The 18,811-nt window shown below is 55.7% G+C and carries 12 protein-coding genes; 4 read left to right on the forward strand and 8 right to left on the reverse strand.

Annotated features, from left to right (window positions below; all coding sequences use genetic code 11):
- Nucleotides 1–41: 41 nt before the first annotated feature.
- Both SV7mr_RS00535 and SV7mr_RS00540 read right to left on the reverse strand, forming a co-directional pair.
- Nucleotides 42–1,583, reverse strand: coding sequence for a HEAT repeat domain-containing protein (locus SV7mr_RS00535; RefSeq protein ID WP_145268246.1), 1,542 nt, complete (start codon nt 1,581–1,583; stop codon nt 42–44).
- Nucleotides 1,584–1,748: 165 nt separating this feature from the next.
- Nucleotides 1,749–3,257, reverse strand: a complete 1,509-nt coding sequence (locus SV7mr_RS00540; protein ID WP_145268248.1) for a hypothetical protein — start codon at nt 3,255–3,257, stop codon at nt 1,749–1,751.
- 440 nt (nt 3,258–3,697) lie between these two features.
- On the opposite strand from SV7mr_RS00540, the gene SV7mr_RS00545 reads away from it, so the two are divergent.
- The 4 genes from SV7mr_RS00545 (at nt 3,698) to SV7mr_RS00560 (ending at nt 9,438) form a co-directional block, all read left to right on the forward strand.
- Nucleotides 3,698–4,876, forward strand: coding sequence for a trans-sulfuration enzyme family protein (locus SV7mr_RS00545; protein WP_419188507.1), 1,179 nt, complete (start codon nt 3,698–3,700; stop codon nt 4,874–4,876).
- Nucleotides 4,873–6,045, forward strand: coding sequence for a trans-sulfuration enzyme family protein (locus tag SV7mr_RS00550; RefSeq protein ID WP_145268252.1), 1,173 nt, complete (start codon nt 4,873–4,875; stop codon nt 6,043–6,045). The genes SV7mr_RS00545 and SV7mr_RS00550 overlap by 4 nt, the downstream gene beginning before the upstream one ends.
- Nucleotides 6,046–6,191: 146 nt before the next feature.
- Nucleotides 6,192–7,688 (forward strand): sulfatase family protein, encoded by a 1,497-nt coding sequence (locus tag SV7mr_RS00555; protein WP_419187926.1) that lies wholly within the window; start codon nt 6,192–6,194, stop codon nt 7,686–7,688.
- A 67-nt stretch (nt 7,689–7,755) separates the two neighbouring features.
- Complete coding sequence (locus tag SV7mr_RS00560) at nt 7,756–9,438, forward strand: L-lactate permease (protein WP_145268255.1); 1,683 nt, start codon at nt 7,756–7,758, stop codon at nt 9,436–9,438.
- Nucleotides 9,439–9,611: 173 nt separating this feature from the next.
- On the opposite strand, the gene SV7mr_RS00565 is transcribed toward SV7mr_RS00560, so the two are convergent.
- The 6 genes from SV7mr_RS00565 to SV7mr_RS00590 form a co-directional block, all read right to left on the reverse strand.
- Nucleotides 9,612–11,033 (reverse strand): DUF1501 domain-containing protein, encoded by a 1,422-nt coding sequence (locus SV7mr_RS00565; protein WP_145268257.1) that lies wholly within the window; start codon nt 11,031–11,033, stop codon nt 9,612–9,614.
- Nucleotides 11,034–11,089: 56 nt separating this feature from the next.
- Complete coding sequence (locus tag SV7mr_RS00570) at nt 11,090–13,279, reverse strand: PSD1 and planctomycete cytochrome C domain-containing protein (RefSeq protein WP_145268259.1); 2,190 nt, start codon at nt 13,277–13,279, stop codon at nt 11,090–11,092.
- A gap of 338 nt (nt 13,280–13,617) precedes the next feature.
- Nucleotides 13,618–14,427 carry a 3-keto-disaccharide hydrolase gene (locus tag SV7mr_RS00575; RefSeq protein WP_145268261.1) on the reverse strand — a complete coding sequence of 270 codons (810 nt, stop codon included), beginning with the start codon at nt 14,425–14,427 and terminating at the stop codon, nt 13,618–13,620.
- 95 nt (nt 14,428–14,522) lie between these two features.
- Nucleotides 14,523–15,854 carry an ABC transporter permease gene (locus SV7mr_RS00580; protein WP_145277845.1) on the reverse strand — a complete coding sequence of 444 codons (1,332 nt, stop codon included), beginning with the start codon at nt 15,852–15,854 and terminating at the stop codon, nt 14,523–14,525.
- Between the two features lie 4 nt (nt 15,855–15,858).
- Nucleotides 15,859–16,680, reverse strand: coding sequence for an ABC transporter ATP-binding protein (locus tag SV7mr_RS00585; protein ID WP_145268263.1), 822 nt, complete (start codon nt 16,678–16,680; stop codon nt 15,859–15,861).
- 7 nt (nt 16,681–16,687) lie between these two features.
- The gene (locus SV7mr_RS00590) at nt 16,688–18,616 is read right to left on the reverse strand and encodes an efflux RND transporter periplasmic adaptor subunit (RefSeq protein WP_419187927.1); all 1,929 of its coding nucleotides are present in this window, start codon (nt 18,614–18,616) and stop codon (nt 16,688–16,690) included.
- Nucleotides 18,617–18,811: the final 195 nt, after the last annotated feature.

Below are 18,811 nucleotides of genomic sequence, written 5' to 3' on the forward strand. Positions count from 1 at the left end.
TGCCCTTCTAGCAACGCCCTGCCTGGGAGAGGCTGGTGATGTTAGGCATTAAACGTCCGCAACATTTTTCGGCCGTTATAGAGATAGAAGACCTCTTCAGGACCGATGGGCCGCGCCCGTCCACTGGTCGCTTGATCGATGGTTTCTAAGCCATCGGTGATCACGACGCACTGAGTCTCTTCGCGCGTGGCGGTGAAAATACCGGCGTGCTCGCCCAGGAACAGGCCCAGTTGTTTCGGTTCGATTGATTCATAGCCAAGATGCTGCAAATGTTGTTGCAGTGTTTCCATCGCACGGCGCTGAGCATCGTTCAGTGATTCGGCAGGCACTCTGAAAACGTCAGGATGTTCAACATGCCAGCCAGCGTAGATGGCGAAGATGTCGTCTTCGGGCATGTCGCCCAAGTCGCAGTTCAGGCAAAACGTGGCGGGGCCCGTCAGGCCGATGTTGCTATACGTTTTGTTGGGGCCCATGTTGTAGTCGAATCGAACGAGCGTCACATCGACAGGTGACTCAAAGCTGGGCCACATCAACCGCCGTTTGGCAACCACCTCCAGTGCCGTTGGAGGAACACCTAGTTGATGCGGTTGGCTGAGCCATAAAGCCATTTCGGCCGTTGCGGTGGATTCTTCGCTCCGCAGTTCGTCATCGATTTCATCGCCAAAGCCTAGCTCGTCGGCGTACTGAATGGCTCGCAATCGAGCCGCGGGGTCATTCGCCAGTTCAATCAACCGTTCTCGGCCAGCGGGCTGATCGAGTCTTGCCAGCGCGCCGGCGGCTTCGCATTGCACGCGGCGGTGCAGCAATTCCATCGCTTGATTTAGCTTGCCAATCGCCTGCTCATCGCCAATCAGTGACAGGGCGTCGCATAAAGACACCGCCAGCGCGACCGATTCACTAAGACGTCCTTGGACGGATGCGATGTCGCCACCAAAGCTACGGGGGTTTTCTTCAAAGACCCCCAAGTGATGAACAACCTGTCCTAGTAAATGAGTGAGTCCCGACACCATCTCAGTCGCTGGATGCTGATCGGTCCGCTGCTCTCGGGTGACATAGTTGGCCAAGTCCAGCACGGTGGCCGCCAAAGACGGTTCAGCGATGAATTCCAGTGCCTTTGGGAACACCGCCTCGATGGACCAGTCATCGTGCTGCATCAACAGGCCCAGGATCTGGCCGGTTTCCAGCCATTCTTTGGGTGGCCGTTGCTGCAGGACCTGAATCAACGTTTGCAGTGCCAGATCGCTGCGGCTGATGGTCAACAGCTGCAACAGCAATTGTCGGTTGGAAACATTGTCGGGCAGCTGCTCGTCTATTTGACCAATCAGTTCCGGTGGCAGTGATTTGATTCGCAGTTGGGAGGCTTCGTCGCGGTCCTTTAGCAGGGCCGTGTGGATGATGCTGAGCAGCGCCCCAATGACGGCTGGGTCGGATCGATGCAGCTGATCGGGATGCTCGGCCATGTACTGGATCGCGATCACAGCAGTGTCGGCATCTTGTGCGGCGATCTCACGAAGATGGTAACCGGCAGCAACCGGGTCGGATTGTGGACCGAGGATAGATTCCAGTGTCGATTCGATGCTCACGAAGAGTTCCTGCAAGATGTAAAGTTCAGCCAGCGAACATTAATGCAAGCAGTTTGGGGCATCGGCGAGAATTTCTCAATTGCAACCGCCGGAAACTCGCCGGAAACTGCTTGCCATCAAGGTCGAGTCAGCTTTTGAGTTTCGTGGTGCGTGCTTGCACGCAACTTACCGGGCGGGCGGGGATTTTGCGGGCACCGGATCATCTTTCAGTCGTTCGGCGACAAGTTCACCGGCGCGTTGACAGATCAGGGCTCGCGAGGCGGCACGACGAACGGCATTGCGATTGAACTGCGGTGGATATCTTGGGTCCCGTGGGAGCGCTGGTTGCGGAATGCCAGGGTTTGGGATCATGGGTCGCGGGACGGCTTGCGGCACTGCGTTTGGCGGTTGGACGCGATTTGGGATTGGTCTTGGAACCGCAATGGGCTTGGGGGCATCGGGCGGAGTGTCGTTCGCGGGTTCCGTCGCGGGTTGTTCCGTCGCGGGCGGATCAGCGTCTTTGATCTTTCCAGGTTCGGGCAGGTCGGCCAGCGGGACGACAAGCTCTTGAACGACGATGCCTAGTTCATCATGCTCGGCGGGTTGCGCGAAACCGATTTCAACAATTGGAACCGAGCATCGCTTGGCAATGGTAGCGGCCGCCAGATCTCGAAGCTGCACATTGCCACGAGTGTCACCAGCGTTGAAGCGCTGCACGATCACACTGGCGTCATGAAGGTACGGTCGCAAACGGCGGAGGTCGTCATTGTCACCTTTAATTGCAATGATCTGCATGCCCCGTGTCAAAGCGCTTAAGCTGGTTGCGTTTCCTAGCGTTCTACGGGCCAATGGCAATGCATTGTCAAGGTTCCATCGAGCCGCCATGGTCAGCGCTGGACTGCGGACGATGGCGTCACTTTGGCCGATCCACTGCGTCACCAACTTACGAAAGCCATCGCCTAAGTCTGGGTCGGTCATCAAGCGATCGGCGACGTCGCTGAACGACAGCACATAAACCATTTGGCTGTCGTACTGAGCGCCGCCAGGAAAATTGTCTTGCGTGATCGGCAACAGCATCGCCAGCGTTTCGGCGCGCGTTGGCATGGTCAGCAGTTGGTTGCGGTTGGCATTGATGCGCTGGGCTCGGTGGTTGATTGCCAGAGCGAGTTGAAATGGCTGGCCGCCAATGGCTTGGATGATCTCCGGTGTTTGGCGAACCAGGTCAACGTACGCTAGGCGTGATCGTGGTGAGTCACCGAAATTGTCTTTGAAAACAGGCCAGTTGTCTAAGTCGTCCGATTTCCCGCTGAGAAAGTTTTGGATGCGACTTTGGATATCGCGTTTGGAAAGCGATTGCAGGACGCGCTCGATCCGCTGTGTCTGCTCTGCATCGCCGGATGCACGCATCGCGTCTCGCAACGCTTTGGTGACGGAGTAATCGGCTTGCAGTAACGTTTCAACGGCTTGCTCGCGTTGATCGAAGGAACCGCTGGCCAGGGCGTCGATTAAGGACTGGGCTTCGTCGTCAGAAAGCTGCTTGCGAACGGTTTGTTTGGTTTCGGTGAGAGTCTCGGATTGCGCACAGGCGGTCCCCAGCAGGCAGCCAAGGCTGACCAGAACGATGACCGCCAGCCGCAGAGTTGGCAACGACATCAGCGGTGCGGTGACATTGCTTGGGTAAGCCATGGTGGTCATGGGACAAACTTCGTTGGCGGGCAGACGGTCAGTCAACTGGACGAGCGGGTGAGCCGTTTGTGGTGAGCCGACAGTCGTGCTGGGCGGTTTTCGCACGGTAAGTTGGCGGGTGCTGTAAAGTTGTTGGGGTCGTATGGCCGGTGATGGTCATTGCCGAAGATCACTTCAGATGGCGGCCGGTTTTCGCTTGTCGATTGTACCCTGACGAGCTAGTCTACGGTTAGTCGTGGCAGGCGGGAACGCGTTTCTGGCAGGTCACATTTAACGGGATTTAAGGCCACTTGCAGCCCTTCTGCTAAAGAGCCATGCAAACAAAGCAAACATCTACGGGCGGTTCTATGCCCTCATCACAACTGCCTGATTCTTATTCTGATAGTGATCTTGTGGCAGAAAATACCTCCGATGTCGACTCGAATCAGGAGTTTTCTCAGCCTCCTCGGGTGTCCGATCAGTCCGGTTTTTCGACTCAATGTGTGCACTCTGGCGAGCCACATCTGAAAGACTCCGGAGCGATCCCGACTCCAGTTTATCACGCTGCCACCTACTCCTTTGACAAAACAGACGATTTGCTTCGTTTTGTCCACGGCGAAGACATTCGCGAAGAGTACGGACGTTACGGCAATCCTAACGAGCGGAGTGTGGAAGCCAAGATTGCAGCGATGGAGAAAACCGAACAAGCGGTGATCTTCAGCAGCGGGATGGCCGCCATTGTCGGCGTCTTCATGAGCAAGCTCTCCGCAGGCGACGAAATCATCTTCTTCGATCAATGCTATCGTCGAAGCCGGGACTTTTGTGTGAATCACCTGTCGCGTTTCGGCGTCGTCACCCGGCAAGTGCCCACCGGTGACTACGAGGCCATGGAGGCGGCGATCACCGACAAGACGCGAATGTTGGTCAGCGAGTCGCCCACCAACCCGCACTTGACGGTCGTCGACTTAGAGAAGTTTGCAGCGATTGGCAAAGCCAATGAAGTGGAGACATTGATTGATGCCACTCTGGCAACTCCGCTGAACATGAATCCTGCAGAATATGGTGTCGATTATGTTCTGCATTCGGCGACCAAGTATCTCGGTGGTCACAATGATCTGATCGCAGGTGTGATTTGTGGCAGCAATGAGTTGCTAGAACCCGTGCGTGATCTGCGTGGCATCAGCGGCAATATCAATTCGCCCCAGAACATGTATCTGCTTGAACGGGGCTTGAAGACATTCCATCTGCGCGTGCAGCGGCAAAACGAAACGGGCATGAAGGTCGCTCAGTTCTTGGAAACTCATCCACGTGTTGAACACGTTTATTACCCGGGTTTGCCGAACCATCCTACGCATGAGATCGCTGCGGAACAAATGCGTGGCTTTGGTGGGCTGATAACCTTTACCGTCAAAGATGCCGATTGGCGTCAGACGGCGAACGTGGTCGATGCGGCTCGGATCCCGCGGATTGCGCCCAGCCTTGGTGGTGTCGAATCGTTGATCGAACAACCATTGATCATGAGCTATTACAAATGCACGCCTGAAGAACGCCTGCAGTACGGCATTCCAGACAACATGATTCGCATGTCGTGTGGGATTGAAGATGCCGACGACTTGATTGCTGACCTCGACCAAGCATTACGCTCATGACTGACCCACAGCAACCGTCTGGATCGTTTCGTACTCGATCGATCCATGTTGGTAACCAGTGTGATCCCGCCACCGGTGCCGTTGTTCCACCGATTCATCTCGCCACGACCTTCCGTCAGCCCGGGGCAGGGAAGTGGGGCGAGTTCGATTATTCTCGCAGCGGAAACCCCACACGCAGTAATCTGCAAGAGACGCTGGCGTCGTTAGAAGGCGGCGTCGGTGCGCTGGCCTTTTCCAGTGGCATGGCTGCGATTCACGGCGTGACCATGATGCTAAAAGCCGGCGATCATGTCTTGGCGGGTTGCGATCTGTATGGCGGAGCCTATCGGTTGCTGCACAAGATTTGTGATCGTTCGGGGATTGACGTGAGTCTGGTTGATCTGACTGATCTCGATGCCGTCTCTGGGGCGATCACCGACCGCACTAAATTGATCTGGGCGGAGAGCATTGGTAATCCGCGCTTGTCGATTCCTGACTTGCCAGCATTAGCAGCGTTGGCCAAGCAGCATGACTGCTTGATCGGCGTCGACAACACCTTCGGGACGCCCGCCTTGTTGCGTCCGCTGGAGCATGGCTTGGATATCGTCATGCATTCGGCAACCAAGTACTTGGGCGGCCATAGCGATTGCCTGGGCGGGACTCTGGCTGTCGCCGAACAAGAGCTGTTTGATCAGCTGTACTACATTCAAAATGCAACTGGCGCGGTCTTGGATCCGTTGAGTTGTTTCTTGACCAGTCGTGGGATCAAGACGCTTGACCTGCGTGTTCGAGCACAGTCGCAAACCGCACTGCAGTTAGCGACGTGGTTAGAATCACACCCCCGCGTCAAACAAGTGCTGTATCCGGGCTTGCCAAGTCATCCCCAGCATCAGCGCGCGACAGAGTTGTTCGATGGCGCTTATGGTGGCATGGTGACGTTCGAGTTAGACGCAGGAGTGGAGCAAACGGCGAAGGTTTGTGAGTCGACCAAGTTGTTTCACTTAGCGGTCAGTCTTGGTGCGGTGGAATCGTTGATCGAGCAACCCGCAACGATGTCGCACGCCAGCTATGACGAAGCGGATCGCAAGCGTTTTGGAATCAGTGACGGTTTGATCCGTTTGTCCGTTGGCTTGGAGTCTTTCCAAGATTTGCGTGACGATTTGGACGCTGCGATTCAGTCCAGCAGCTAGAACCGGCACGCGGCGGCCTGTTTTGCAGAAAGAATGTTGCCAGAGGCGGGGAGTCTCTTCGATGGGCGACACCTCGTCGTGCGGATCGGATTAAACTAGGGACCCAATCACTTCCCTTGTTTCCCCACACGAAACCGACCGCCCCGATGACGTTTATGAAATTCTCGGCAGTGTTGCCGCTGTGTTGCGCCATGCTCTGTTCGCTGATGCTGATTTCCCCCGCCCAGGCTCAGCAAGGTCAGCCCAACATCGTCTTCATCTTGGCCGATGACTTGGGTTATGGCGACGTTCAGCCGCTCAACCCTCAGTCCAAGATCGCAACTCCAAACTTTAATCGCTTGGCGAAAGAAGGGATGACGTTCACCGATGCGCATTCCCCGTCGGCCGTTTGCACTCCCACACGTTACGCGACGTTGACGGGGCGATACTGCTGGCGAAGTTCGCTCAAACGCGGTGTCTTGAATGGTTATGGGCGTCCGCTGATCGAGGCCGATCGACCGACCGTGGCTTCGCACCTGCAAACCGCCGGGTATCGAACCGCGTGTGTGGGCAAGTGGCACTTGGGATTGGGCTTTGTCAAAAAGGGCGACGCTTATGATTGGTCGGCTCCATTGACGTATAGCCCAGTGGATGCTGGTTTTGAATACTCTTATGTGATTCCTGCGTCCCTCGATTTTCCACCGTACGTTTACATCGATGGGCACCGCATCACTGAAGTTCCCGATCGCACGCAACCCGCTCAGAAGTTTCCTGCGTTTTTGCGCAAAGGCGAACTCGGTGCAGACTTTTCAATCGTCGATAGCTTGGATCACTTGACCGATAAAGCGACCACTTACATCAAGCAGCAGCAAGACGCCGAGCAGCCGTTCTTTCTATACTTTCCATTGACCGCTCCTCATAAACCGGTGATGCCTCATCCACGGTTTGAAGGCAAGAGTGGACTCGGTCCCTACGGTGACTTTGTCATGCAGGTGGATTCGGTCGTTGGCCGAGTGTTGGATGCGTTGGATGAATCCGATCTCGCAAACGAAACCGTGGTGATGGTGACCAGTGACAATGGGTCTTACATGTATCGTGAAACCGACGCGGGGCAGCCGGCACATGTCAAAGATCCCTCTCAACAGGCTTATTACCAGGGCGATCATACCGCCAATGGCCCTTGGCGTGGCACGAAAGCAGACATCTGGGAAGGTGGTCATCGAGTGCCGTTCTTTGCTCGCTGGCCGGGGAAGATCGCTGCTGGCTCAACCTGTGATCAGCCGATTTGCCATGTTGACTTGTTTGCTACGGCGGGCACGCTGGCAAAGAAATCGCTCCCCTCGGCGACCGTCGCCGCACCGGATAGCTTTTCGTTGACCCCTCTGTTCATGGGGCAGAACGCGAAGTTCAAGCGTGCCGCAGTGATCAATCATTCAGCGGCCGGGATGTTCGCCGTCCGCAGTGGTCCCTGGAAGTTAGTCGTGGGCAATGGCTCCGGAGGCCGCGAAAAACCATCGGGGCGAGCCTTCACGCCACCTTGGGAACTGTACAATTTGGAAGCTGATCCGACGGAAGCAAAGAACGTCTATCACGACCATCCCCAGGTCGCGGCAGAATTGCTTCAGCAATTGATGTTGATGTTTGCCAACGAGCGAAGTCGTTAGGGAAACCACGGATCGTGCCTCGATTCGGTTGGCACCGATCCTCCTCCTCTCACTCGCTTCTCCTGCCATGTTAGAAACCGCTGCGCCGCTGCTTGCGTTCAGTCCGATCCTTGTTGTCGCCGTGCTGCTGGTCGGGCTGCGGATGCCGGCGTCGCGAGCCATGCCAGCGGCTTACCTGGCCGTGGCTTCGTTGGCGCTCTTTGTCTGGCAAGTGGGTCTCTGGGACGTGTCTATGGCAACCTTCAAAGGGTTGCTGATCACGGCACAATTGCTGTGCATTATCTTTGGAGCGTTGTTCTTGTTGAATACGCTCGGTGAGAGTGGCGGTTTGACGGTGATTCGAAGCGGATTCACCAATATCTCTGCTGATCGCCGCGTGCAGGTCATTCTGATCACTTGGCTGTTTGGTACGTTTATCGAAGGCAGTGCAGGGTTCGGAACTCCCGCCGCAGTTTGTGTCCCCTTATTGGTGGCGATTGGATTTCCGGCCAAGAGTGCTGTCATCAGTGGGATGCTGATCCAATGCACCCCGGTCTCCTTCGGTGCCATTGGCACGCCGCTTTTGGTCGGTGTGCACGACGGTCTTTCAGGCAACGAGGCCGTGGTGAGTTATGCTCAATCGATTGGGGCTGGTGATGACGTTGCATCGCTGTTACCCCTGATTAGCGCTCGTGTGGCGATGCTGCACACGTTGGTCGGAACCGTGATTCCGTTAGTGTTGGTTTGCGTGCTGACGGGCCTGTTCGGGGCGCGGCGGAACTGGAAGGATGGCCTGCGTCTTTGGAAATTCGCGCTCTTCGCTGCCTTGGCGATGACCATTCCTTACTGCATCATCGCTAGTTTCCTGGGGCCAGAGTTCCCGTCCTTGTTGGGCGGACTGATCGGCATGTTGATCGTGATTCCGGTGGCCAAACGAGGCTGGCTGTTGCCCGATGAGCCAGCCTGGGAGTTCCCCCAGCGCAAGCAATGGCCCGACGCCTGGAAAGGTTCCGTTGACGTCAAAGTTCAGCAACCCGAGCGGCCGCTTTCGCCGCTGGTGGCCTGGATGCCTTACGTGCTGGTCGCCGGGATTCTTCTGTTGACGCGACTCGAGTCGCTTGGGGTTGGTCAGTGGCTCGCCGGTTGGACCTTGCTGAATGAAGCTCTGATTGAGCAATACTTTTCCAGCGCGGTGACCATCAAGCCAGTCAAGATTCTGTTGAATCCGGGTGTGCTGTTCGTCGTGGTTTGCTCGCTAACGGCGGTCTTGCACCGCATGAGTTTCGCGTCTTTCAAGTCCGCAGCCTGGGCCTCTGGAAAAATGACGCTCTCGGCATCCCTGGCGCTGCTGTTCACCGTGCCAATGGTTCAGGTGTTTATCAACAGCGGTAGCGGGGCAGCAAACTTGGCTTCCATGCCGGCGGAATTGGCTGCCGGAGTCTCTTCGTCGGTGGGCTCGGCGTGGCCGTTGCTATCGCCTGTTGTCGGCGGCTTGGGCGCCTTTGTCGCCGGCAGCAATACCATTAGCAATATGATGTTTTCGCTGTTCCAGTTTCAAGTGGGCCAGGACATCGGCGTCGATCCCATCTGGGTCGTAGCCTTGCAAGCGGTCGGCGGTGCAGCGGGCAACACGATCTGTGTTCACAATGTGGTTGCCGCCTGTGCGGTGGTCGGTTTGGTCGGGCGCGAGGGAGAGATCATCCGCGTGACGGCGTTGCTGTTCTTTTATTATGCTCTATGCGCTGGAGTGATTGGTCTCTTGGTGACCTAGTGCGGCGCTCTGTTGCTTGATCTGCAGATGAGGGCGAAACGCTAGCCAGTGAGGCGGTTGTCGCATCCCTGTGATTGAGATGGCGTTTGCCCCGAGGAATCGGCAAGGCGATTCATTGGTGTTTCATGGGCAGGGAGGCACTCGCTTGCGCCGCGTGCTTGTTTTGGCGGAGCCTAGGCCAGCCAATCGTTGACGACTCGGCCGTGAATGTCGGTGAGGCGATAATCGCGACCGGAGTAACGGTAGGTCAACTTGGTATGATCGATGCCCATCAAGTGCAATACACTGGCATGCAAGTCATGGACATGCACTCGATTTTCGACCGCGTGCATTCCAAAGTCGTCGGTCGCTCCATGGGCGTAGCCGCCGCGCACGCCTCCACCGGCCAACCACATTGAAAATCCTGTGTGGTGGTGGTCGCGTCCCGCTTTGCTGATGTCGGTTTGCTTTTTGTCCATCTGAGCATACGGTGTGCGGCCAAACTCGCCGCCCCAGATGACCAGTGTGTCTTCTAGCATGCCGCGTTGTTTCAGATCTGTCAGTAGCGCGGTCGTGGCGCGATCGGCGTCAGCGCATAAACCCTTGTGGCCAGTGTTGTTGTTTTTGTGCGTGTCCCAAGGTTGCTTGCTGCCTTTTTTGACATAAAACACCTGAACAACACGCACGCCACGTTCCAGCAAACGCCGGCCGATCAGGCAGCTACGGGAATATTCTGTGTCGCCATAGGCGTCTCGAGTGGCTTGAGATTCCTTGGACAAATCAAAGGCATCACTGGCTTCATGCTGCATTTGGAATGCCAGTTCCATCGAGCGAATGTGTGCATCGAGACTGGCTTCGCCTGGGCGTTGTTGTCGGTGCAGGTCGTTCAGGGCTTGCAAGACCTTGAGTTGCTGACGTTGTTGATCTGCATTCAACGCGGGGTGTTGTACGTTCTGAATCAGCTTCTTCACGTCGCGATGATTGGTGTCGATTTCAACACCTTGATGATGTCCGGGCAGAAACGCACTGGACCAGAGTTGTGGGCCCACGACGGGCAATCCCGGTGATAGGGCAATGAAGCTAGGCAGGTTTTCGTTCTCGCTGCCCAGTCCATACGAGAGCCATGATCCCATGCTAGGACGCGTCGGTTGCTGATTGCCGCTTTGCATCATCAACAGACCAGGCTCATGGTTCGGCACATCGGTATGCATCGAGCGAACGACGCAGAGGTTATCGATGTGCTTGGCCGCTAGCTTCGGAAACAGCTCGCTGACCTCGATGCCACTCTGGCCATGTTTGCTGAACTTAAATGGTGAGGGCATGTAACCCGCTGCACGATTCTTTTTATTGATCGAATCGTCATTGGGTTTTTCACCGGCGTGCTTCTGCAGCATCGGTTTGGGGTCAAAGGTGTCCACATGCGAGGGCGCACCATTCATGAACAGAAAGATCACTCGCTTTGCTCGAGCCGCATGGTGCAAGCCGCTGGCGCCGCTGGGCAGAGTCGCATCAGGGACAGCGGCGCTTGCTTGGCCAGTCGCGGCCAGCGAGGAAAGCATGCCAACGGCTCCGAAGCCAGCGCCACTACGGCGAATCAGTTGTCGTCTCGTCAGCATTGGGTGATTTCCAACAAAAGAGAGCAGGTGGTTTGATGGTTGGGTTTGAGCGTTCGTTAATCGATGATGAACATTTCGTTGCTGATCAACAAGACTTGAGCAAATGCTTGCCAGTTGTTGTCACTGGCCTGGAGGTACTGCTGGGCGATCTCACGTTCTTGGGACGCCGGCAGGCGAGTGAAGAGTTGGCGGTACAGAAGTTCGATTCGCTGTTCATCGTCGTCGCTTGATGCGATCACGCGATCGGCGAGCTGTTTTGATTGTGAAACCAGGAACTCACTGTTAAGCAAAAATAGTTTCTGCAGCGGCGTATTGGTTTGGTGGCGAATGGCGCTATGGGCATTGGGGTCGGGGAAATCGAATCGCGCCAGCATCGGATTGAGGTCCAAGCGGCTGATCTTGGCGTAAATCGTGCGTTTGTTTGCCTCGGAGTCCAGTGGGTCGATGGAGCCTCCGCCAATGGTGGCCTGCAGTTGACCGGATGACGATAAGATGGCGTCGCGATAGGCTTCGATGCTCAGCCGTCGGCGGCTCATCCGCCACAGCCATTGGTTGTCGGGGTCACGCTGCAGATTGGCCTGGTCGACCGCGCTGCCTTGTCCGTAGGTCGATGAAAGCACGATTTCACGTTGCAGCCATTTCAGTGACCAGCCATGATCCATGAACCGTCGGGCTAAGTCGTCTAGTAATTTTGGATGCGATGGCGGTGAACCCAACGCTCCAAAATTGCTAGGTGTCTGCACCAATGGGCGGCCCATCAGTTGATGCCAGACGCGATTGACGATCACGCGGGCAGTCAGCGGGTTGTCTTGGCTGACAATGGCATCAGCCAGTTCTTGGCGACCACTGCCATGAGTGAACTCGCGGCGTTGTTGTTCGCCTAGGACCGTCAGGAAACCGCGTGGGACAATGTCCCCTTTGCGGTTCACGTCGCCACGGATCATCACATTGAGGTCTTTCGCTTTGCCTTCGCGGACGACGTGCAACGAGTCGGCGGGCTTCTTCGATTTGCTGTCTTTATCCAAGGGGCGATTGAACATGTCCGTGCTGGCGAACACACCCGCCAACGCATAGTAGTCTTCGGTGGGAATTGGGTCGAACTTGTGATCATGGCAGCGGGCGCAGGCAACTGTCAGCCCGAGTAAGCCTCGGCTGACCGTGTCGATACGATCTTCCCATTCCTCCGCCATGACCTCTGGATCACCACGCCGGTAATACTTGGGGCCCAGGCCAATGAAGCCCAGTGCTGGATGTTGATCCTGGTTGTCCGGATCCATCAAGTCAGCTGCTAACTGCAGTCGTACAAAGTCATCGTAGGGCAGGTCGCTCGCCAAAGCATTGATCACCCAGTCCCGATACAGGTACGCGTTGGGATAGGTCAACGAGTCATTGTTGCCAACAATGTGCGCTTGGTCTTCGGCATAGCGGGCAACGTCAAGCCATAGCCGCGCCCAACGCTCGGCGTGTTGAGGCGACGCGAGCAGGCGATCGACCGCTCGTTGCTTGGCATCTGGCGAGGTGTCGTCGATAAAACGAGTCACGTCGTTGTCGGTTGGCGGTAGGCCAATCAAATCGAAGCTGACGCGCCGTAGCCACGTGCGTCTGTCGGCCGCCGCAGACGGGGTCAATTGATGTTCAGAAAGCTTGGCCAGAATGAAACCATCGATGGAGTTGCTAGGCCAAGTTCGCAGATCAGGATCTTCAATCGGTGGCGCCGATTGGCGCTGAGGTGGCTGAAAGGCCCAAAAGTTGCGTGCTTGATCCCAATCAATGGTCGCCTCTGACGCAGCACCGTCTGTGTCTTCGGGAACCAGGGCGCCCTGACGAATCCAAGTTTCAAAGTGAGCGATGACTTGATCATCAAGCCGCTGATCAGGAGGCATCTCCACGTCATCGTACTTGAGAGCAGCGATCAAGGAGCTTTCCGCTGGTGATCCGGTCGCAATCATCGATCCAGAGTCGCCTCCTTGATGAATCCCGGAAGAGGTGTCCAGCAGCAAACCACCTTGAACAATGTCGGATTCGGCGGAATGGCATTCGTAGCAGTGTTTGATCAAGACCGGTCGAATCTTGCTTTCGAAAAAGTCTAACGCTGCTTGATCCTTAGCACTTGGAACGCTGTCTTCGGCTGTCAGCATGCTGGTCTTGCCGCAGAGGCTAAGCAGCAAAAAACAGGCCAGCCTCAGCCAAACCAGGGCAACGCGAAAGGCTTGCAGCGTGTGATGATGAGTTCTTGAATAGCGCATTGCAAGGAAAGCCTGTTTGCCGAGAGCAGTTCAGCGCAGACAGCAACAATCAGTGGAAGGGCGGGAATCAGCGAGCTGAAAACACGCTGATTTCAATTCGTTCCGGCCGGGAGCGAAGGTAGGTCATCCCCAGTATAACGAAACGGTCACCCCAATGCTGTAGCAATCGGCGAAGCCCCGTCAGTCAAAGCGTCGGGTTAGGCAGATTGGGACGCCAATCCGGGAAGAATGCGCGGGTGTCTCCGCGCTTGCTTTGAAGAGCTGACGTAGGGTGCCGTGCTTGCACGGCACCCTATCGAAACGTCGACACCGTCGACGCACCCTGCGAACTGGGGCGGTTAGTCCTCGATCGGAGTTTCCTTGTTGCCATCGCGAATGAATGGCTTGCGGGTCTGTTCACCTTGCGCGGGCTCAAGATTCCGAACCCAAATGTTGCGAAAGCGAACGGGGTTGCCGTGGTCTTGCAGTTGCAGCGGTCCCTTTTCAGGATGCTTGGTGTACTTGGGAGGACGATTGTAAGGAGTGTCCCCTTTTAGTTCGAAGTGATTCAAAATCACGACGCCGTTGTGGATGGCAGTCATGTACGCAGGCGACTGAAGTGATCCATCGTCGTTGAACTTGGGAGCGGTCCAAAGGACATCGTAGGTGTTCCACTGTCCTGGCGGACGCATGGCGTTTGCCATCGGAGGGGTTTGTTTGTAGATCGCGCCCGCTTGTCCATCGTGGTAGGTTTCGTTGTCGTAGGAATCCAGGATTTGGATTTCATAGATGCCCATCAGGAACAGTCCACTGTTGCCACGGCCTTGGCCTTTGCCCTTCGGTGGTGTCGGAGCTGACCATTCAATGTGCACATGGCAATCACCGAAGGTTTCTTTGGAGACAACGGGGCCTTTGCCGGCGATCATATCGCCCTCTTCGATCGTCCAGCGTTCACCGTTTTTCCAGTGCGATAAGTCGGTGCCGTCGAACAGCACAATCGCATCGCTGGGCGGATCAGCTGCTGTAGCGCCGGGGGTGACGATGGCAGGTTTTTTCCAGGTGATGCCGTTTAGATATTCACCAGCTTGGGCAGCGGCGCATGAAATCGTGGTTGCAACAAGAGCGGCGCCAGCCAAGCATTGGCGTAGCGTACAGAATGATTTTTTCATTGGAAATTTAGCGTCACAGTAATGTGGGGAAAGCAATGTTCACCCACATTATGGTCACTGAGCAACGCGAACACAAACCGTCACCAGGAAGACCCTTATTCATGACGCAGGGCGTCAATTGGATTCATCCGAGCCGCCCGAATCGCTGGGTACAGGCCACTGGCTAGACCGACGAGCATGGCAATCACGACGGCCAGCGGAATCGTTTCGTACACGATTGTCGGTTTTGCTTCACGAATGACCTCCGGCAGGGCAGCGAACTTGTCGGGGAACACTTCCTGCACCACATAGATTAGCGCCTGATACATCCAAGGCCCCAGGAAGCCCAGCAGAATCCCGGCAGCGGCGCCAGCGGCACTCAGCACGATGGTTTCCACCAAGAACTGGCGAATGATGTCGCTTCGTTTGGCACCGAGGGCGCGGCGGACACCAATTTCACGCGTTCGCTCGGTCACACTGGCCAACATGATGTTCATGATGCCAATCCCGCCGACGATCAATGAGATACAGGCGATCAGGATTCCAATTCCCAAAAACATCATCCGCAAGTTGCGAGCTTGTTCAAGCAGTTCAAGCGGAACAACCACAGCGACATCACCCATCTCTTGGTGAGCGTCGTTAAGGAGATTTTCAATCAATTTGGCGCTGCTACGCACTTCTTTGACGCTGCCAACCTGTAGCGTGATTTGATTCAGTTCCATGATTTCAACTTGGAACTGTCCGCTACGGCGAGTGACAATGGTGTCGCCGATCCGTTTCTGTAAGGTTTGAATCGGAACATAGACGTCTGCGGAGAAGTCCTGTGAATCCAGCGAACCGCCAATGGCCGCCGAAGGATTGCGAGGTTCAAGAACACCGACGATTCGGTAGTAATCTTTGCTTTCGGGAACGTAGATTCGTTTGCCGAGCGGTTCTTCATAGGGAAACAGGAGACTGGCAACGCCTGCGGAGACCACACAGACGGTATCGCTGCGAACACAATCGGGGTCGGTGATAAATCGACCACCACGCTCGCGTATCTTTAATGCGTTGACGTCGGTGTAGCCTGGTGTGCAGCCAACCAAGCGGCCATCAACGACTCGATCGCGAAACGTGAACTGGCGTCGGATTTCTCGAATCGGAATGGCGGCCTTGATCGTGGGCACGGAGGACAGGATGCGATCCAGGTCACTGCGCAGTAAGCCATACTTGCTGGCGCGCATGCCGGCGAGCTTTTCCTCTGGTGGCTTTTGGCTGCGGACGATGATCGTGTTGGCACCAAGCGATTCGATTTGCTTTTGTACTTGGTCACTGGCGCCTTGGCTGATCGCTGTTAGCACGATGACAGCCCAGACACCGATCAAGATGCCTAGCATCGTCAGCCCCGTCCGCAGAGGGTGCAAGGCCAGGCTCTTGACGCCTAATCCGAAGGTGCGAATCCAGAGCAACATCTTAGAGGTTGGCCTCTTTTACGAGCTGTGCGACGGTTTCGCGTTGGGTTTCGCGAGCCGCTTGGCGGACTGCTGGTGAGTTGACATCGTCACGATGCAATTTGCCGTCTTTGAGACGCACGACTCGTTTGGCCCGTTCGGCAACATCATCTTCGTGAGTGACCAAAATGATCGTTCGGCCTTCGTCGTTGAGCTCGTCAAAGATCGTCAGAATCTCTTCGGTTGTGACTGAGTCCAAGTTACCAGTGGGTTCGTCAGCCAAGACAAAGTACGGATCGTTGACCAGCGAACGAGCAATTGCCACACGTTGCTGTTGTCCACCGGAAAGTTGCGAGGGGCGGTGGTCCAAGCGATCTCCCAGCCCCACACGCTGGGCCAGTTCAACACTTCGCCGGTGTTGCTTGGAACCCATTGCACCTTGGTAGTACAGCGGCACTTGGATATTTTCAACAACGGTTAATTGCTGGATCAAGTTATACGATTGAAAGACAAAACCAATCCGCCGCGAGCGAATCTCAGCAAGCTCGTTATCGGTCATCAGCGCGATGTCATCGTTGCCTAGCAGCAGCGAACCGGATGTGGGTTTGTCTAGGCAGCCCAGCAAGTTCAGTAAGGTGCTTTTGCCGCTTCCCGAGGGGCCCATGATGGCGACGTAGTCACCTTCGGGAACATCAAAGGAGACACCGCGCAAGGCGCGAACGACTTCGCTTTTGAGCACATAGTGCTTTTGCAAATCGCGAATCGACGTGGCCAATTTGGGCCGCTCGGCGTCACTGATAAACGGTGACGGAGAGTCGGTTTGGGAGGGTTCAGAAATCGACATGTTGGCATCAGCCTCCCATTTTGGATTGAATCGCTTGCAGCAACTCTTGACGCGTGACGGTGCCGTCTTTGTCGCTGTCTGCGTTTTCGACCATACCACGACGTTCTGATGGAAGGGTCTGGATTTCGTCTTTGGACAGTTTTCCGTCTTTGTTGGAGTCGACGGCATCCATGGTGTAACCAACCAACTTATCGGGGCTAGGAGGTCCACCGCCGCCGCCACCAGGTCCACCGCCACCGCCGCCAGGTCGTCCGCCACCGCCAGGTCGTCCACCGCCACCAGGTCGTCCACCGCCGCCACCAGGTCGTCCACCACCTCCAGCACTTGGGCCGTCGGGGTTGGCGTTGGTCATGGCTGAACGTTTGATCGCATCCTTGTCTGCGATGTTGCGGTACTCGCTATTGTCATCGAGTTCGATGACTGGCAGATCCATGATGTTCAAGTGTTCCCGCAAATCCAAGACGATCGTTTCGCCCTCGGCAAGCCCTGCTTCGATGGTCGCCATCGTGTCGTTGGTTGCGCCGATGGTGACTTTTTCGGTGCGGAACTTCTCAGGGCCTTCCTGGACCAGCGTGTACATGTCTTTGCCATGTTCATACAACCCCGTGATGGGCACTTGCAGGACGTTGTCACGTTGATCGATAAAGATCTGCACTCCGGCGGTCATGCCGGTGCGAATGGTTTCCGGTGGATCAATGATGGCGATCGTGACCGCATACTCTTTGGTTGATGAGCTAAAGAAACTGCTTGGTTCGGCGTAGCGATTGACCTTCGAGACACGTCCTTTGAGAACCATTCCAGGAATGGCATCCACGTTGATTTTGACTGCCATGCCTTCAGAGATCAGCGTGATCCGTGACTCGTTGATCTTGCATGTCACCTGCATCTTGCTGGGATCGGGCAGGCGGATCAGTTCCTGTCGCTCACGCACATTGGCGCCGGCTTCTACGACAAATTCTGCGTTGCCACCGCGACTGCTATAGCGGTTCGCATGCACCACGACGCCGTCCGAAGGAGCGTACATGATGCAGTTTCCGATTTGCTCTTCGGTGTCAGCATACTTGGATTTCTGCTCCATTAATTCGCTTTCATAAGCGGCCAGTTGTGCTTGCGCGGCTTCAATGTCGCTGTCAAACTGAACCAGCATTTTTCGGCGAGTCAGATTCTGCAGAACCTTTAAGCGTCCTTCGGCGGCTGCCAGTTGATTTCGCGCGTTGGCCAGGGCGAATCGATCCGCATCCAACTGCAACGACTTGATCAGTCCTTTGGCTGCTAACCGCTGGCTGCTCTCCAAAGCCTTTTGTGATTTGATCAGCTCTTGTTCGGCGATCAGCTTTTCACTCAAGATCGCTCGCTCTTCGGTCATGTAGACGCCTTCGAGGTATTCTTCGCGAGCGATTTTGGCTTGTTCCACTGCCGCCTTTGCCGTTGTCACGTTGGCTTCAGCGGTGATCACGCGAATCTTGTCTTCGTTAAGCGTTTGTTCTAGCTGTGAGGAGTCAAGCTCGACCAGTTTGTCGCCTTCTTTGACGCGAGCACCTTCATCAATCACCCACAAGATTGAGATGCTGCCACCGACGCTACTGGATTTCACTTTGCAGACAACATCGATGTTGCTGCTACTTTCGATTTCACCTTGCTCTAAAACAATATGGTCAAACGCACCTTTGCTGACCGTTTCGACAATCAGTTCGCCCGGCTGCAGGCCCTGATTCCGCGTTGTATAGATGCCATAGATCACCGCTGCGGTGATCCCGATGACAACCAAGGCAGCGGCAATTGCGCCAGCCATGCTGCCAGACCGGCGAATCGCACTGAAGCGAAATGCAGGGCGGGAGACTGCCGACGGGAGCACCGGAGACACGGAACGGAACTGCGAGACACTCGAATTGCGTTGACCGGTTCGGTCAACTTCAAAGCGCGATGGGCTGTTCATGTTCGGTTGTTCTTCGAAAAGGGATTGATTTTGAGTCAAGGGTCGCAGCGATGAGTGACCAGGGGGAACGCTGGTGTCGACAACGAATTGACGAACATGCGGCCCGGTCTCAAATGCTGAATCGAATCTGTTTAAACCCCGCCCCTGCCGCTTTGTTTCTCTGTCTAGGAGCACTCTTTTGGTGTGTTGAACCAC

This window comes from Stieleria bergensis, from assembly GCA_007745635.1.
In the GTDB taxonomy this organism is placed as follows: domain Bacteria; phylum Planctomycetota; class Planctomycetia; order Pirellulales; family Pirellulaceae; genus Stieleria; species Stieleria bergensis.

Excerpts from the sequence above, each read along its gene's own strand:
- SV7mr_RS00540 (WP_145268248.1), bottom strand. The coding sequence starts at position 3,257 with ATGACCACCATGGCTTACCCAAGCAATGTCACCGCACCGCTGATGTCG.
- SV7mr_RS00550 (WP_145268252.1), top strand. The coding sequence starts at position 4,873 with ATGACTGACCCACAGCAACCGTCTGGATCGTTTCGTACTCGATCGATC.
- SV7mr_RS00555 (WP_419187926.1), top strand. The coding sequence starts at position 6,192 with ATGACGTTTATGAAATTCTCGGCAGTGTTGCCGCTGTGTTGCGCCATG.
- SV7mr_RS00560 (WP_145268255.1), top strand. The coding sequence starts at position 7,756 with ATGTTAGAAACCGCTGCGCCGCTGCTTGCGTTCAGTCCGATCCTTGTT.
- SV7mr_RS00565 (WP_145268257.1), bottom strand. The coding sequence starts at position 11,033 with ATGCTGACGAGACGACAACTGATTCGCCGTAGTGGCGCTGGCTTCGGA.
- SV7mr_RS00570 (WP_145268259.1), bottom strand. The coding sequence starts at position 13,279 with ATGCGCTATTCAAGAACTCATCATCACACGCTGCAAGCCTTTCGCGTT.
- SV7mr_RS00575 (WP_145268261.1), bottom strand. The coding sequence starts at position 14,427 with ATGAAAAAATCATTCTGTACGCTACGCCAATGCTTGGCTGGCGCCGCT.
- SV7mr_RS00585 (WP_145268263.1), bottom strand. The coding sequence starts at position 16,680 with ATGTCGATTTCTGAACCCTCCCAAACCGACTCTCCGTCACCGTTTATC.
- SV7mr_RS00590 (WP_419187927.1), bottom strand. The coding sequence starts at position 18,616 with ATGAACAGCCCATCGCGCTTTGAAGTTGACCGAACCGGTCAACGCAAT.